Source organism: Metamycoplasma phocicerebrale, from assembly GCF_003383595.3.
Taxonomy (GTDB): domain Bacteria; phylum Bacillota_I; class Bacilli_A; order Mycoplasmatales; family Metamycoplasmataceae; genus Metamycoplasma; species Metamycoplasma phocicerebrale.
In genome coordinates this window covers 628,167-644,614 of record NZ_CP033058.2, presented here as the reverse complement: position 1 = coordinate 644,614, position 16,448 = coordinate 628,167, and the positions used below count along the sequence as shown (strand labels likewise).

Here is a 16,448-nt window from a genome sequence, read left to right as displayed (position 1 = left end):
CTAAGGAGACCTAATATGAATTATAAAGCATTTAAAAAATATTTTCACATTTCTTATGAAGAAAGATTTTTTATCAAAAAATTAATGGATAATGGCTATTCAATACGAAAAATTGCTAGACGATTACGCAGAAGTCCTTCAACCATTTCTAGAGAAATAAAAAGAAATCTTGATTTAACTGGAAATTATGATTCTTGTGCAGCAAATATAAAATCGTTTAAAAGACATTCTCATAAATATATGTTTAAATTTAATGTTAATTTTAGCTATAAAGAATTTACTAACATTTTTATTCAAAAATATGACAAAAAGTTTTTTGGTATAAAATCAACATATCACTATATTAAAACTAATTTTAAAATTAAATTACCATCACTAAGAACTGTTTTTAATTGGATAAAAAGCAATCAATGAACAATTAAAAAACATAATAGATTAAGGAGTTTTTATAAAAAGGGCGGCAAACGAACAGCTTCAGTTGTAAGCAGATTAGTTACAAGCGCTAGCTATGTTTTTCCGATTTGAACTAGACCTAAATCTATAGATTTAAGACAAGAATATGGTCATTGAGAAGCTGATCTAGTAATTGGCAAGCGCAGCACTGGTTTCAGAAATATTTTAACTTTAACAGAACGAAAAACAAGAATAGGCTTTGCAACATTTGTTTTAAGTAAATCAGGTTATGAAATTAATACTCAACTACGCAAGCTAATAAAAGAAAATAGTTTAATTGTTAAAAGTATAACAATTGACAATGGTATAGAATTTGAAAAAATAGGAATATTAGCCAAATGATTAAAAATAAAAATTTATCGAGCTGAACCTTATGCATCATTTCAACGTGGTTCAAATGAAAATTGAAATGGTTTAATTAGAAGGGAATATAAAAAAGGTTTTAACTTTAATACAATCAACATTGAAACATTACAAAATATTTCAAATAAAATAAATGAAATGCCAAGAGAAATACTTGGTTGAAAATCTTCAAAAGAACTATTTTTAAAAGAAAATTACATCTAAGCTAATAATTAACAAACAAATAAATTAGAATTTATTTCTACCGAATAAACGGTGTTTTTTGTTTATTTAAATTGTTTAAAAAATACATAAAAACAAAAAAACATATATTTTTACAAACTTTAAAATTTTAAATATATAATAAAAACATCAAGCACAATTATGTGTTGCACTTGATATTTCATTTAAGGAAGTGAGGTTAATTGCCTCACTTTTTGTATATTTCTTTTTGCTCATTAGAAAAATTATGACCTCGAACTTGGCTTTCATATTTTTCAGTTCTTGAAACAATATATTTAAAAGCTTTGTCAAAATCTTGAAAACAAAGTTTTCTAATTTTTTCAATACCTTCCCATTTCCGACCTTTGCTTATTTTATCGGCTACATATAATATTTTATCTAATAGATTCAATTCAAAATCTAAAGAAGTGTGTTTTTTAATTGCTTGTAAAACATTTTCATTATTATATTTATAAATATCTCTCAATCAAAAATAGGCGGTTGTTTGATGTAGTTTATATGGTTCAAGATTAGTTTCATTATACCCATATTTTTTTAAGAAATTATAAGATTCATTTATTGTTCAGTTTTTAGTAATATCATGAGCCAAACCTGCTTGATATGCATCTTTAATTTTGCAATTAAGATGTTTTGCTAAATTAGCTGCAAATTCAGCGGTTCATCCGAGATGAAAATATCTAAATTGTTTTTCTTTATCTTTTTTATCAAATAAAATACCTTTAGATATTTCATCAAAATATAAAAAGTTGTTTCCAATATATTCTTGAATTATTTCTGGAACTTGGTCTAAGTGCCCCTCTCTATATTTAGTAGATGAAAAATTATTAATAGGATTATCTAAAATTTGTACATTATATTTTTTTACATTTAATTTTGAAAATTTATTTCCTCTATTAAATGCAACTAATTTTACATTCTTAGATATTTTTTCAATTTCTTTTCATTTGTTTAGCAAGGGAATATTATCTGTTCCAATAAAAAATAAAATATCATCATTTGGAAACTTAGATCTAAAATACTTTACGGTATCGATTGTATATGAAACACCCCTTCTTTTAGTTTCAAATTCACTTACAAACATTTTTTCTTCTAAAATTAAATTAATCATGTTTATTCTGTGATTGTTATCGGCATAATGACATTCTTTTTTAAGAGGATTTTTATTTGTTGGAACAAAATATAAACTATCCAGTTTTAAATGTTTAATAGCATATTTTGCCAATTCAATATGTCCCTTGTGAATAGGATTGAAACTACCACCATAAATACCTATTTTCATTATTCCTCCAAATTGATTTTTTTATTATAAGGTTTTTTATTTTTTCTTAAAAATTTAATATTTTCTTGTTGAGCGCTTTTTTCTTTTAAATATTGTGCTCCTGTTTTTAATAAATTTTTTCCAAAACGATAATTACTATTATTTATTATTCTATCAATTTTAGATAATTTTTCTTGCTCAAAAAGGTTTATAGTTTTATTATTATCAAATATCGATTTTAAATAAGATAAAGACCCTCCGACACCTCTAATGTATTCATCATTCCATAAAGTATTAAATAAATTTAAAGCATATTGCCATAAAACCTCAAAGTCATTTGTTCAATTAGGAAGCGTTTTGCTCTTTTTTAATCAATTTTTTTCCTGCGTTCTTAATGATATAGAAATTTCTTTACATTCAAGATTTAAATCATTTGCTCTATTTACAATATTATTAATAATTTTTTTTAATTCATTTATTACAAATAAATAATTATTAGAATCATTAATCATAAAGGTTTCTGAATTGCTTATACTTTTAACTGTTTTGCTTAAAACATGTTGGTTTTTTTCGTTTTCTCCTTTTAAGTCTCCTATTAAATAATAATAATTTTTACCAAATATTTTTCTTAACAAAACATCGTTTTTGCAATTCAATAAATCTTCATATGTATAAATTCCTGCATTATTTAATTTAGGAGCATTTGCTCTGCCTATTCCAAAAATTTTGTTAATAGGTAAATTATAAAAATAAGAAGGTATATCCTCTTTTTTAGTTTCCACAATACCAAAAGTCTTAGCTTTATTTGTGGACATTTTTGCCAAAAATTTTGTATAAGAAATTCCTATTGAACATGGAATTTGAAAGTGTAAAAGTATAGACTTTTGAATTTCTTTAGCCATATTCTCAGGGCTTCCATATTTTTTATATTTTTGAGTAACATCTATATAACATTCATCTATAGAATATATTTCTAAATCTTTAGAAAAATTGTTTTCAATAAATTCAAAAATTTTAGTAGACATCATTGAATATAAATCGTAGTGAGGTTCAATAATAACAAGATCTTTTATTACTTTTTTTACTTTATAAAAAGGGTCTCCTGTTTTAAAACCCAAGTTTTTTACTTCATATGAGGCTGCAGAAATAATAGCCCTTTTTAAGTTTGATGCTATTACTATGGGCTTATTTATTAAAGAGTTATTTTTTGCTCTTTCACAACTTACAAAAAAGGCATCCATGTCAATATGAAAAATTATTTTAGCCATTAATACCCTTCTTAAAAGCTCTATAAATTATTGAGGCACATTCTAATCTATTTAAATGAGCTTTTACATTTTCAAAAACCAATAAATCATTTAATTCTATAGATTTATCATATTCATTTTGATTAATCATGTTAAAGTAATTATTTAAAATAATAGATATTTCTTTTTTTGATTTATTTAATAAATTTTTAATCATTATTTCAATACTTGAAATAAAAACTGCGCACCCAGTAGCAAAATACTTAGCCTCTATTAAATTATCATTTTTAAAATTTAAATATAAATTAATCTCATCAACACAAATAGATGAATGCTCTATAATCCCGCCTTCTTTTTTTTCTTTTAAAGAGTATTTAGGACTAGAATAAGCATTAAATATTACTTGTTGTTTTTCAATATTATTAAAAGATTTCAATAAAATTACCTCCTTTTTTTAATTCTTCTACCAATATATCTATATCTTTTTTTGTATTATACATAGCTAAAGATACTCTTACATATGAATTTGTTAATTTTTTTATTTCTTTAAATTTGTAGGCACAAAAAGCACCCGCCCTAACATATATATTTCTTTTGCCTAAATAGTAAGCAACTTCTTGAGAAGGAATGTTTTCTATATTAAATAAAATAATATTGTCTCCTCTTTTAGAATCGATTTTAATATTATTTACGGATAATAATTTATCATAAGCATAATTAGCTATCTCTTTTTCGTGATCTTTAATGCATTTTAAATCATAATTTGTAAAGAAATCAATAGCTTCGCCTAATTGCAAAATTCCGGCAAAATTAGCTGTCCCCGGTTCTCATTTGCCTATAGTATTTCTAGGATTTCAATTTCAAGAATCATAAATATCTTGAACTTGTCCGCCTCCTCATTTTTGTGGTAAAAGTTTATTTAACAATTCTTCTTTTATTATTAAAGCCCCTATTCCTGTTGGTCCGTAAAGTTTATTTCCAGAAAACACAATAACATCACTTAATTTTAAACTTACTTTTTCATGAACCACTGCTTGTGCTGCATCATTAATTAAAATGACATTGTATTTTTTACATTTTTCATAAATTTTTTTGAAATTATATTTCATTTGAAAATTATTAGTAATTTGAGGTATAACAACAATTTTGGTTTGAGAATTAATAGCATTAATTATTTCTTCTTCAGCAGAAAAATATAAAACTTTAAAATTTTTATTTTTAAAGTTTTCTAAAAAAGGAACAATAGCAGAAGAATGGTTATAATAACTAAATATAATTTCTCCTTCATTAAAAATATTTGATAACATTTTAGCAATAGTATTTAATCCTTCTGTAGAGCCAGAATTAAAAATAACTTCATTTGGTTTCGAATCTATAAAATTAGCTATTTTTTTTCTTACATCTAGTAAATCATTAGCCATTTTATATCCTAAAATTGAATCGGCGGTTCTAGTAGAAATTGAATATTTTTCATAAAATTCAATTCCTTTATTTATAACGCTTTTAGGTTTAAAAGCTAAAGCCGCGTTATCTAAATAAACAATCTTTTTATTATTTTTAAACATTGGAAATAAATTTTTAATTTTTTTAATATTCATTTGTATCTCCTTTTTGAAAATTTGCTAAATATTCAATGTTTTTTGATTTATCTCCCAGTATTGGGCTTTTTACAATAGGATTTAATAATTTAAAACCATAATTATTTGCATATTCTAAAACTCTATTAATAATAAAATTGTGGTGTTCTTCTTTTACAAAACCACCTTGTTCAACATATTTGCTACTTGCTTCAAATTGTGGTTTTATTAAAACAATAAGATTGTCAATTTTTTCAAACGTCTTAGAACAAGCTTCAAAAACATACTTTAAACTTATAAAAGACACGTCGCATGTAATTAAATCAATTTTTTCATTAAACATTGAAGATAATATATTTTTAATATTAGTTTTTTCATAAACAATAACTTTTTCATTAATTCTTAAAGAATAATCCAATTGGTTTGTTCCAGAATCTAAAGCAAAAACTTTAGAAGCCCCTGCTTCTAATAACACTTGAACAAAGCCGCCAGTCGAAGAGCCAATATCTAAACAAATTTTGTTATTAACATCTACTTTAAATTGTTTAAGAGCCTCTTTTAGTTTAAAAGCCCCTCTTGAAACATAAGGTATTTTATGGTTTATTATTCTTATTTTTACATTTTCAGGAAATTTAAGACTGGATAATAGTATTTTTTCATTATTTACTATTACTTTGCCTTGCATCACTATTGAATCTATTTCTTTATCATCTTCAAAATTAAAATTAAGTTTTAAAAGTTCTTTTAATGTTTTTTTCATTTTATTTATTTATTATATTTTTTGATACTAAATCTAATATTTTATTAATAAATTTATAATCTTCGTTTGGAGAAAATATTTTTGAAATATTAATCATTTCATTAATAACTATTTTTGGCTCATTATATGTCATTTCGTATATACCAAAAATTAAAATTGCTCTTGTTAATGGACTTATACGTTTTCATTCTCAATCTTTTGAAATATAATTTTTTGCAATATTACTAATAATTAAATATTTTGATTCTATTATTTTTAAGGTTTGTATTTCTTTGTTGTTTATATCATTTAATTCGTTATTTATTATTTCTTCTGAATTTAATTCCCTATCAAACAATTCAAATTGATAAATATAATTAATAATATTTTTTCTAAATTTATATCTTTTTCATAAAAAAAGATTTTTATTGTTTTCCTCCATTAATCCTCCAATATGTTAATTAATTTAATTTGTTTGTTGTTTTTGTTTTTAGTTAAAGTAAAAATTACTCCATTTAATTCACATTTGTTATCTGAAACCTTAAAAGGTAATTTTGAATCGTATCGCATTTTTTTATATACTTCTTCAAAATTAGATCCTATTGCACAGTCTCTTGGTCCACACATTCCAGCATCTGTTAAATAATAAGAACCTTTTGGCAATATTTTTGCATCATTTGTTTGAATGTGAGTGTGAGTACCAATTAAAGCATCAGCCTTACCATCAACATATAAACCAAATACTGATTTTTCTGAAGTTGTTTCGGCATGAAAATCTATAATATAATAATCTGCTTTATTTGATTCATACGCTTCATCAAATTTGTCAAAAAAGTTATTGGCCGAATCTTGTTTTCATGGGCTTAATAAAGGATTAAAAGTAATTCCCATAAAAGACATTATGGCTACTTTATTTCCTTTTATTTCAAAGATTCTAATTCCTTTCCCAGGATATCCTTCATTAATGTTGATAGGTCTTATTAAATCATCATTATTAATAATTTCTTTAATTTGTTCTTTGGCTCAAACATGATTTCCCAAAGTAAAAGCATTAATTCCCATAGATTTTAAACGGTTATAGTGTTTTGGAATAAAACCCTTTCTTCCTGAAACGTTTTCAGCTTGAGCAATAACAAAATCAATGTCATTTTCTTTTATTATTTTTTTAATTTGTTTTTCTACAAAAGTAATTCCAGGAGTTCCAAATATATCTCCCAAAAATAAAATATTTAAATTTTCTTTTTTCATAGTTTAAATTATATATAATTTATTTTTATTGTTTGCTATAAACAAAAATAAAGCAAAATAGAAATTATGCTTTATTATTAATTTTCATTTAGTTTTTCAATTACTAAATTATATATTTCATTATATAATTCTTTATTTGTTTGCAATAGCAAGGCAAGATTTACTTGTCCTTGTGCTATATTTTCATTATTATAACTATATCAAGAGCCCTTTCTATTGATAATACAAAATTCTTCTGCCATAGTTATTATTTCGGTAATTTTTGATATACCTTTAGAAAATACAATTTCAATTTGTGCCGTCTTATATGGTGGGGCTAGTTTATTTTTTACAACTTTACATTTTATTAAATTTCCAGTAATATCACCATTATATGTTATATTTTGTGATTTTCTTACTTCCAATCTTATTGAAGCATAAAATTTTAAAGCTTTTCCTCCTGATGTTGTTTCTGGATTTCCAAACATAACCCCTATTTTTTCTCTAATTTGATTTAAAAAGATTACTGAAGTTTCGTTTTTTGAAAGTGTACCAGTAATTTTACGCAAAGCTTTAGACATTAAACGAGCTTGAGCGCCTATTGTTTGTTCCTTAATTTCGCCATTTAGTTCAACTTCTGGTACTAATGCTGCAACTGAATCTACTACAATTAAGTCGAATGCTCCGCTTTTAGCTAGAGTATCTACAATCTCTAATGCTTCTTCTCCTGAACTAGGTTGTGATAATATTAAATTATTAATATTAACTCCTAAATTTTTTGCATAAATAGGATCGATTGAATGTTCAGCATCAATAAATGCTGCAACCCCCCCTTGTTTTTGAACTTCAGCAATAGCATGCAAAGCTAAAGTAGTTTTTCCACTACTTTCTGGCCCAAAAATTTCTATTACTCGTCCTCTAGGTCAACCACCTATTCCAAGAATATTATCAATTCACAAAGACCCAGAACTAAATGTTTTAGGAATAATATCTACACCTTCTCCCAAAACCATAATAGATTCCTTGCCAAACTTTTTTTCAATTTCTTTTAATGTTTCGTTTAATAATTTATTTTCTAATAAAAAATTATTTTCTTTTTTCTTTTCTTTTTCCATTTTTTATTCTCCATAAATTAACTATAAATATAATATTTTAATTTTTTTAAAATTTGAGAAACATTTAAGAAAACAACCATTAGTTTATTTTAATTTTTTTAAATATTTTTTTTGATTTTCATTAATTCTAAAACTTTCAATTGCTTTTTGAATTGTTTTTTTGTGAGTTCAATTATCAATTTTTTTATTTTCAATATAAGAAATAGTACTATTATATTGTTTTGCAAGGGCTGTAGCAAAATACCAAGCACGCATCATATTTATATAATAATTTGTAGATTTTATTGATAAAACAATATCTAAATGTTCTTTTTTGAAAGAATCATCTAAAAAATATGTCATAAGCATTTTAATTGCAAATCTAATTGTATAAATTTCATTTGCTTTAGTTCATTTTATAATTTGAATTTCTAATTTATTAATATTTTTAATAAAAGATTTTTTAGGATTTATTAAATCACAATTAGCTCAATTATTTACATAAGGCAAAAATATATTTAATTGCTTAATAACTTCATCGTAATTTTCCATTTCATTAATAATAAAGCCATGTATCGAATTCTCTTCAAAGTATTTATGTGGTAATTTAATTAAAAATTTTTTATATAAATTATTTTTAAAAAGATCTTTTGCAAATTTTCTTAAATTAGGAACTCTTACTCCTATAACTTCTTTTGCATTAATTTCTGGTATTAAATTACAATTAAATTTCTTGTATTTTAAATCCTGCATTAAAAATAATGTCTTTTGTATTTCTTCTATTTTCATAAAATTAATTATTGAAATCTTTATCAAATTGTTTAATTGCTCAATCTTCTATTTTAATTGATAAAGTTACTGCTTTTAAATTATCGGTTTTTTGATATACGTCAATAATTTTACATTGATGTATTCCAATTATATTTTTTAATTTTTGAATAGTGGAACTGATGCTTTCATTATTTTTTAATTCTATAGTAATATCTCTATTTTTTAATGGTTCATGGCGGTAATTTTTAAATTGTCTTGAAATATTTTTTATTTTGTTAAGTTTCATTTCAACAAAAATAGCATCGTTATTAATTAATTTAGGGTGTATTTTTGCTATATATCCTATTTTCTCATTATTCAAAAATATATCAGCTGAAACATTTGGATTAAATATTTCATTACTACTTTTTCTAAATTCTAAATTTTGATTAGTTAAAGATATAATATCTTTTTTAATTTCATTAAATTGCTTAGAATTAGAAATAATTCCTAAAACATCCATTTCTCTTCCAATCATTCCGATATCAAAATAAGAACCTTTGTCAAAACCTTGTTTTTTATTAAAAGTCAATATTTCATTTAAAGGTTCTATAAAAGATAACCTAATTTGAGAATGATCATAATTTTTTGAATCCTTAGCATTTAATGTTTCTTCAAAATTAAAAGGATTAAATTTATTATTTTCTGGTTTAATAAGTGTATATGTTCTTACATTAGAATAGTCTTTGTTTGCTAACATTTTAATAAAATTATAATTTTCATTTTTTTCATAGTTCAATCTTGAAAGTTTGGGTTGCTTTAAAGGAAAATTATTATATCCATAAAATCTAAATACTTCTTCAACAAAATCTTGAATACTTTCAAGGTCATAGCGATAAGTCGGAAAAGTTACTGCTGAAAAATCTGATTTAAATTTAAAGTCTAATGTTGCCAATTTGCCTAATATTTCATGATATTTTTTAGTTTTTGAAATACTAAAGCCAGCAAATTTTGTCAAATAAGCTTTATCAATTAATATAGTTTTTTTGTGTAATTTGGGAGCATTTATTTGAATTGAATAATCACTTAAATATTTAGCTAAAAAATTGTAAGCCAACACTACAGACCCATTAGAGATATCTCTACTTGCTCTTTGAGAAGCATCTGTCGTTAATTTAATTTGCTTTGAGTTTTTTCTTACATCTAAAATGTTAAAAGATGCAATTTCAAAAATTGCTTTTTGTGATTGAGGATTAAATTGTTTGTTTTGTAAACCAATTGTTGCTGCTAAAGAAACTGGTGTGTCACCATTTTTTACAACTAAAGCATTTTCCACTTCTATTTCTTTATTTCCTAAAATATTTAACTTACCTGTGTAATAATCAACACTAAATTGATTAGATTCTAAATCTTCCTTACTATAAACATGACAAGGTACTCCGGCAAATAGTAAAACTAAATTAGTCAAATCCACAGCATTTGAGAAAGTTTTAATTCCATGCTTTCATAAAAGCATTTTTTCCTTTAAGGATGTTTTTAAATTATTATTTGAAGCTTCTATCAAACTAAAAGCTTTAGTAGATTTTAAATTTGTTACTTCAAAATTAGATAATAAATTAGGGTTAGCTTTTCTTGGCCACTTTATTTCGGTGTCAAAATATGCGGCTAACTCTTTTGCCATTACTAAATATGATTGAGCATCTGCCCTATTTGATAATATAGAAACATCTATTAAATAATCATCTAAATCAAAATAACTAATAGGATCAATATTTAAATCAATTTTTTCAAGTTGAAAAATTTGGTCTTGAAATTCTTCTGGAATAACTTCAGGATCGAAACCTATTTCAGATAATCCAACAAACATTCCTTCTGAAACAATACCTTGCATTTTTCTAGGTTGAAAAATAGTTTTTTTGCTTCTTGAACCAGGAACAAATGACATAACATATTGTCCTTCTTTCATATTTGTTGCTGTTGTTTGAATAATAGCCTTATGACCATCGCCATATTCTACTTCGCAAACAGTCAAACGATCTGCTTCAGGGTTCTTATATGTTTTTAAAACATAACAAATTTGAATACCTTCTACATCAGAAAACTTTCTATATTCTTCCACTTCAAAACCTATTGAATTTATTGCTTCAACAACATCTTCTACTGTGTAGGTTTTTAGATTAGCCAAACTGCTTAATGTTTTATATGAAAAAATCATTTTCTACTCCTATCTAAATTGTTTTAAAAATCTTTTATCATTTGTGTAAAGTTCTCTAATGTCATCAATATCATATTTAATCATTGTTATTCTTTCAATTCCAATTCCAGCTGCAAAACCATTCATAGAATTAGTATATCCAGCTGATTTTAATACTTTTTCATGAAGCATCCCAGCTCCTAATACTTCAATTCATTTGTTTTTAAAAAATACATCTACTTCAACGCTAGGCTCAGTAAAAGGAAAATAAGAAGGACGCAATCTAATTTTTATTTTTTCTTCAAGGACATAAGAAAGCATTTCTTGCAAAGTGTACATTAAAGAAGCAAAAGAAACATTTCCAACGCTCACCAAGTCTAATTGAGTAAATTGATGAGTATGAGTTTTATCTTCTTCATCATTGCGATATACCTTACCAATTGTGAATTGAGAAAATTCTTGGTTAGCATACATTTCCAAGGCCCTTGCGCTAATACCAGTGTTATGAGTTCTTAACAATTCATTATCATTTAAATATAAAGAATCTTGCATATCTCTAGCTGGGTGTGATTTAGGTATGTTTAAATTTTCAAAATTATATTTGTCAATTTCAATTTCTGAATAATTTAATTCTATATAACCATTCATTATTAATCATTCTCTAAAACGATTTACAACAAGATTAATAGGATGTATGGAACCTTCATAATCTATAGGTGTTGCAAAATCAACAAATTCGTTTTGCAATTTTTTTTCAATTTCAAGTTCATTAATTTTATTTTTAGCGACTTCAAAAAACTCCTCAGCTTTGCTTTTTAATTCTTGAATTTTTTTTCCATAAAAAGCCTTTTCATCTTTATTAGCATTTTTTAATTTATTTATTAGTTCCTTAAGTTCCAAAGAAGACGAAAATTCATTTTTAGCTAATTTTAAGTCTTCAAAATTTTTTATTTTTTCTAAATCAAACATACTATCATTCTTCTTTCTTTATTTTATTTCAATATTCTTTAATTTTTTTCTCCATACCTTGATTTTGAAAATTAAATATTTCTTTATTTTTTAATTCATTTGGCAAATATTCTTGTTTTGTATAATTGTTTTCATAATCATGTGGATATTTATAATTTATACCTCTTCCTAATTTTTTGGCTCCTGAGTAATGTGAATCTTTTAGATGAATTGGAGGTTCATAAATATAACCATTATCAATTAAATTTTTTATTTTATTAATTGCCAAATAATTAGAATTAGATTTTGGGCTTAAAGCAACATTTAATATAGCAAAGCCAATTGGCAAATAGCCTTCGGGCATACCCAGTCTTTCATATGATTCAATAGCGCTTAATACTTGCTGACCCAATGCAGGATTGGCTAAACCAACATCTTCATAAGTGGCACATAATAATCTTCTAAATAAATTATCTACATCTCCGCTTTTTAAAATTAATAGTCCTCAATATAACGCTGCATCAGGATCAGATCCTCTTAATGATTTATGGAAAGCACTAAGTAAATCGTAATGTGCATCTCCATTTTTATCCGAATAAAATTTTATAGACGGTACTAAAAATTTGATTTGCTCTAAAGAAATTGTTTCTTTTTTTGATAACTTGTTTATTAATTCAACATTGTTTAAAGCTGAACGAAAGTCAGAATTAGATTGAATGGCAATAAATTCTTGAATATCTTTGTTTTTTAATCATTCAATATTGTTTTGAAAAGCTATTTTATTTAATTGAAATATGATATCTTTTGTGCTCGGAGATTCAATTTCTATAATATGACTACGAGATCTTAACGCTGGATTTATTTTAAAATAGGGATTTTCTGTTGTTGTACCATATATAGTAATAAAGTCATTTTCTAAATAAGGTAATAAAATATCTTGTTTATCTTTATTTAATCTATGTATTTCATCGATTATTACTATGTTATTATTTTTAATTTTAATTAATAAATCTTCTTTGTTATCAATAGCTGCATTAAAAAAATCATAACTACAATTTAAAGAATTAGCAAGAATATTAGCAATTGTAGTTTTTCCTGTTCCCGGTTTACCATAAAAAATAAAAGACGAGTAGTCTTTATTTTCAATAATTGATTGAAATAATTCTCTTTTTTGTGTAGAACAAACAAAATCATCTAATTTTTGTGGTCTTAAGGAATTTGCTAAATTTGCTTTCATGTATTAAATTATATAAGAATAATATGTTCTAAATAAAAATAGTTTCTTATTTTAATAAGAACTTATTCATTTTTGTTTTTTTGATCTAATTTGCATTTTTTAATTTCTCTGTAAACTAATATGCTTCCAGCAACTAAACTTAAAGTTTTAAGAAATAATGCACCACCAAGAGAAAATCAAAAAATTTTTTTATCTTCATTTTTTCAAGAATAATAAGAAATAATAATATTTATTGCCATTGATACTAAAAAAATGCATAAAAAAGTAATTAAAGAACCCAAAAATGCATTAGATAATTGTTTAAATTTTGCAGCTTCGCTGCTATTTAATGCTTTAATTAAGTCTTCATATTTCTTTAAATTATATTTAATAAATAATTCTGATTGGTAAGATAAATTTAAACATAAAGATGTAATAAAAAATATTGTTAGCATTATTGCTGAAACTGATACTACTATTTGAATAATTCCTATTTTTTTATTTTCCATATTTTCCCTTTAATAAAAAAATTATATTTTAATAAAAAAATAAATGCACAATTTTGTGCATTGCTGAATTGAAAATTCAAGTGCAACACTTTATTGATAAAATATTAGTGTGAGGGCACTTGAATTTTTTTCTACTTAAAAAAATAAAAAAGGCCTCGCAAAAACACCTAAGGAGACCTAATATGAATTATAAAGCATTTAAAAAATATTTTCACATTTCTTATGAAGAAAGATTTTTTATCAAAAAATTAATGGATAATGGCTATTCAATACGAAAAATTGCTAGACAATTACGCAGAAGTCCTTCAACCGTTTCTAGAGAAATAAAAAGAAATCTTGATTTAACTGGAAATTATGATTCTTGTGCAGCAAATATAAAATCGTTTAAAAGACATTCTCATAAATATATGTTTAAATTTAATGTTAATTTTAGCTATAAAGAATTTACTAAAATTTTTATTCAAAAATATGACAAAAAGTTTTTTGGTATAAAATCAACATATCATTATATTAAAAATAATTTTAAAATTAAATTACCATCGCTAAGAACTGTTTTTAATTGGATAAGAAGTAATCAATGAACAATTAAAAAACATAATAGATTAAGAAGTTTTTATAAAAAGGGCAGCAAACGAACAGCTTCAGTTGTAAGCAGATTAGTTACAAGCGCTAGCTATGTTTTTCCGATTTGAACTAGACCTAAATCTATAGATTTAAGACAAGAATATGGTCATTGGGAAGCCGATCTAGTAATTGGCAAGCGCAGCACTGGTTTCAGAAATATTTTAACTTTAACAGAACGAAAAACAAGAATAGGCTTTGCAACATTTGTTTTAAGTAAATCAGGTTATGAAATTAATACTCAACTACGCAAGCTAATAAAAGAAAATAGTTTAATTGTTAAAAGTATAACAATTGACAATGGTATAGAATTTGAAAAAATAGGAATATTAGCCAAATGATTAAAAATAAAAATTTATCGAGCTGAACCTTATGCATCATTTCAACGTGGTTCAAATGAAAATTGAAATGGTTTAATTAGAAGGGAATATAAAAAAGGTTTTAACTTTAATACAATCAACATTGAAACGTTACAAAATATTTCAAATAAAATAAATGAAATGCCAAGAGAAATACTTGGTTGAAAATCTTCAAAAGAACTATTTTTAAAAGAAAATTACATCTAAGCTAATAATTAACAAATAAATAAATTAGAATTTATTTCTACCGAATAAACGGTGTTTTTTGTTTATTTAAATTGTTTAAAAAATACATAAAAACAAAAAAAACATATATTTTTACAAACTTTAAAATTTTAAATATATAATAAAAACATCAAGCACAATTATGTGTTGCACTTGATATTTCATTTAAGGAAATTATTTTTAAAATAAATTTTATTTTATTTTTAATTTATCACTATTCTAAATAAAGTAAACAAAAATAAGAATTTAAAAACTTCTTTATTGGTTAAAAAAACAATAATTTGGAATACATATAAAAAAATAATATCTAAAATTTTTTTAAATTTTTTATATTATAATATATATATATATATATATATATGTGATTATTTGCGAATAAAAGAAATTACTTTTTATCTTAAGGAATTTTATGAATTTTGAAAATTTAAAATACATCGAACAAAAAATAAATGACTGTACAACTTTCGGTCAATTTTTTAAGATAATTTTAAAAGTATTAAATATTAATATAACAAAATTATCAATTGAAATAAAAGCCGATAGAAGAAAACTTATTAATCTTTTATATGACAATAAATCTGATGTTAGTTTAAATCTTATGCAAGATGTTGAGGATTATTTTAATTTAGAAACTGGATATTTAACTGATAAATGATACTTTTTTAAGAATAAAAAAATATATGATTATGATGAAAATAAATCTGAAAGTTTAATAAAAGTGTTTGGATGAGAAGTATTAGAAAAAAACCCATACATATTTAATACTTTGAATAATGTTGAACCCATCAAAGAACTCACAACTGAAGAAAAACTTAATTTAATTAAAAGGTTTTATGGAACTTTGGATCCCGAAGCATATCTTGAAGATGTACAAAAACATCTTTATATACATAAATGCAAAATATTTAAACCTTATCGTTTGCCCTTTATTAGATATTGCGAGTTATTTATTAAAGATTATTTTAAAGATTTAAATGGAAAAACTTTTAAATTGTCTAATAATTTAACTAAAAGTTTTATAGTAGAAATATTTGATATTTTATTCAGCAATAAAATGGAATTTAAAGACAAGTTTGAAAGGGCCTCGTTTTTACTATATCAAAGAGGAGTCGAAATAATTAAATTACCTTATGTAGAAAAATCATTTACAAGAGCTATTAGTTTTACATATGGTAAAAAGAAATACATTATTTTAACTGATATGTATAATTCAGAAATACTTATTTTGTTTGCTTTAATAAGAGAAATCATTTCGTGATTTTATCCCCTTTTAACAAAAGATGAATATTATGATTTGTTTAAAAAATATTATTCTTCTTGAAAAAATAAACATAAAGGAACTAAATTGGAAATGGCTTAAGATATTATCAAAGCAATTGATACAATTGGAACAATGGATCGAAATGACCAAACTTTTTATTCAAAAGTATCTGTAATTTATAGTGA

The 16,448-nt window shown here is 23.9% G+C and carries 16 protein-coding genes; 3 read left to right on the top strand and 13 right to left on the bottom strand.

Features of this window, described 5'->3' with window-relative positions:
* The first annotated feature begins 15 nt into the window (after positions 1 to 15).
* Positions 16 to 1,020, top strand: coding sequence for an IS30 family transposase (locus DMC14_RS02810; RefSeq protein ID WP_137412672.1), 1,005 nt, complete (start codon positions 16 to 18; stop codon positions 1,018 to 1,020).
* 196 nt (positions 1,021 to 1,216) lie between these two features.
* Here DMC14_RS02810 and DMC14_RS02805 read toward each other — a convergent pair whose 3' ends face one another.
* The 13 genes from DMC14_RS02805 to DMC14_RS02745 all read right to left on the bottom strand — a co-directional run bounded on the left by DMC14_RS02805 (position 1,217) and on the right by DMC14_RS02745 (position 13,797).
* On the bottom strand, positions 1,217 to 2,317 hold the full coding sequence (locus DMC14_RS02805) for a nicotinate-nucleotide adenylyltransferase (protein WP_116171705.1): 1,101 nt from the start codon (positions 2,315 to 2,317) through the stop codon (positions 1,217 to 1,219).
* On the bottom strand, positions 2,317 to 3,564 hold the full coding sequence (locus DMC14_RS02800) for a Y-family DNA polymerase (protein WP_116171704.1): 1,248 nt from the start codon (positions 3,562 to 3,564) through the stop codon (positions 2,317 to 2,319). The genes DMC14_RS02805 and DMC14_RS02800 overlap by 1 nt, the downstream gene beginning before the upstream one ends.
* Entirely contained in the window at positions 3,557 to 3,979 is a 423-nt protein-coding gene (locus DMC14_RS02795) for an iron-sulfur cluster assembly scaffold protein (protein ID WP_116171703.1), read from the bottom strand. Before DMC14_RS02795 ends, DMC14_RS02800 begins: the two co-directional genes overlap by 8 nt.
* On the bottom strand, positions 3,966 to 5,141 hold the full coding sequence (locus DMC14_RS02790) for an aminotransferase class V-fold PLP-dependent enzyme (RefSeq protein WP_116171702.1): 1,176 nt from the start codon (positions 5,139 to 5,141) through the stop codon (positions 3,966 to 3,968). Before DMC14_RS02790 ends, DMC14_RS02795 begins: the two co-directional genes overlap by 14 nt.
* Positions 5,131 to 5,880, bottom strand: a complete 750-nt coding sequence (locus tag DMC14_RS02785) for a TlyA family RNA methyltransferase (protein WP_116171701.1) — start codon at positions 5,878 to 5,880, stop codon at positions 5,131 to 5,133. Before DMC14_RS02785 ends, DMC14_RS02790 begins: the two co-directional genes overlap by 11 nt.
* Position 5,881: 1 nt before the next feature.
* A complete protein-coding gene (locus DMC14_RS06460) occupies positions 5,882 to 6,301 on the bottom strand; it encodes a transcription antitermination factor NusB (RefSeq protein WP_116171700.1) in 420 nt (139 codons plus the stop codon).
* Positions 6,301 to 7,107 (bottom strand): TIGR00282 family metallophosphoesterase, encoded by an 807-nt coding sequence (locus tag DMC14_RS02775; RefSeq protein ID WP_116171699.1) that lies wholly within the window; start codon positions 7,105 to 7,107, stop codon positions 6,301 to 6,303. The genes DMC14_RS06460 and DMC14_RS02775 overlap by 1 nt, the downstream gene beginning before the upstream one ends.
* A 77-nt stretch (positions 7,108 to 7,184) precedes the next feature.
* A complete protein-coding gene (gene recA / locus DMC14_RS02770; RefSeq protein ID WP_116171698.1) occupies positions 7,185 to 8,201 on the bottom strand; it encodes a recombinase RecA in 1,017 nt (338 codons plus the stop codon).
* 84 nt (positions 8,202 to 8,285) lie between these two features.
* Positions 8,286 to 8,969 (bottom strand): DNA alkylation repair protein, encoded by a 684-nt coding sequence (locus DMC14_RS06455; protein ID WP_175393446.1) that lies wholly within the window; start codon positions 8,967 to 8,969, stop codon positions 8,286 to 8,288.
* A 4-nt stretch (positions 8,970 to 8,973) separates the two neighbouring features.
* Complete coding sequence (locus tag DMC14_RS02760; protein WP_116171697.1) at positions 8,974 to 11,145, bottom strand: phenylalanine--tRNA ligase subunit beta; 2,172 nt, start codon at positions 11,143 to 11,145, stop codon at positions 8,974 to 8,976.
* 9 nt (positions 11,146 to 11,154) lie between these two features.
* The gene (gene pheS / locus DMC14_RS02755) at positions 11,155 to 12,093 is read right to left on the bottom strand and encodes a phenylalanine--tRNA ligase subunit alpha (RefSeq protein WP_116171696.1); all 939 of its coding nucleotides are present in this window, start codon (positions 12,091 to 12,093) and stop codon (positions 11,155 to 11,157) included.
* A gap of 1 nt (position 12,094) precedes the next feature.
* The gene (locus tag DMC14_RS02750) at positions 12,095 to 13,309 is read right to left on the bottom strand and encodes a replication-associated recombination protein A (protein WP_116171695.1); all 1,215 of its coding nucleotides are present in this window, start codon (positions 13,307 to 13,309) and stop codon (positions 12,095 to 12,097) included.
* A 62-nt stretch (positions 13,310 to 13,371) separates the two neighbouring features.
* Complete coding sequence (locus DMC14_RS02745; protein WP_116171694.1) at positions 13,372 to 13,797, bottom strand: hypothetical protein; 426 nt, start codon at positions 13,795 to 13,797, stop codon at positions 13,372 to 13,374.
* A 182-nt stretch (positions 13,798 to 13,979) separates the two neighbouring features.
* Here DMC14_RS02745 and DMC14_RS02740 point away from each other — a divergent pair, with 182 nt between their 5' ends.
* Entirely contained in the window at positions 13,980 to 14,984 is a 1,005-nt protein-coding gene (locus DMC14_RS02740; RefSeq protein ID WP_137412671.1) for an IS30 family transposase, read from the top strand.
* 427 nt (positions 14,985 to 15,411) lie between these two features.
* Entirely contained in the window at positions 15,412 to 16,362 is a 951-nt protein-coding gene (locus DMC14_RS06450) for a hypothetical protein (protein WP_137412670.1), read from the top strand.
* Positions 16,363 to 16,448 lie beyond the last annotated feature (86 nt).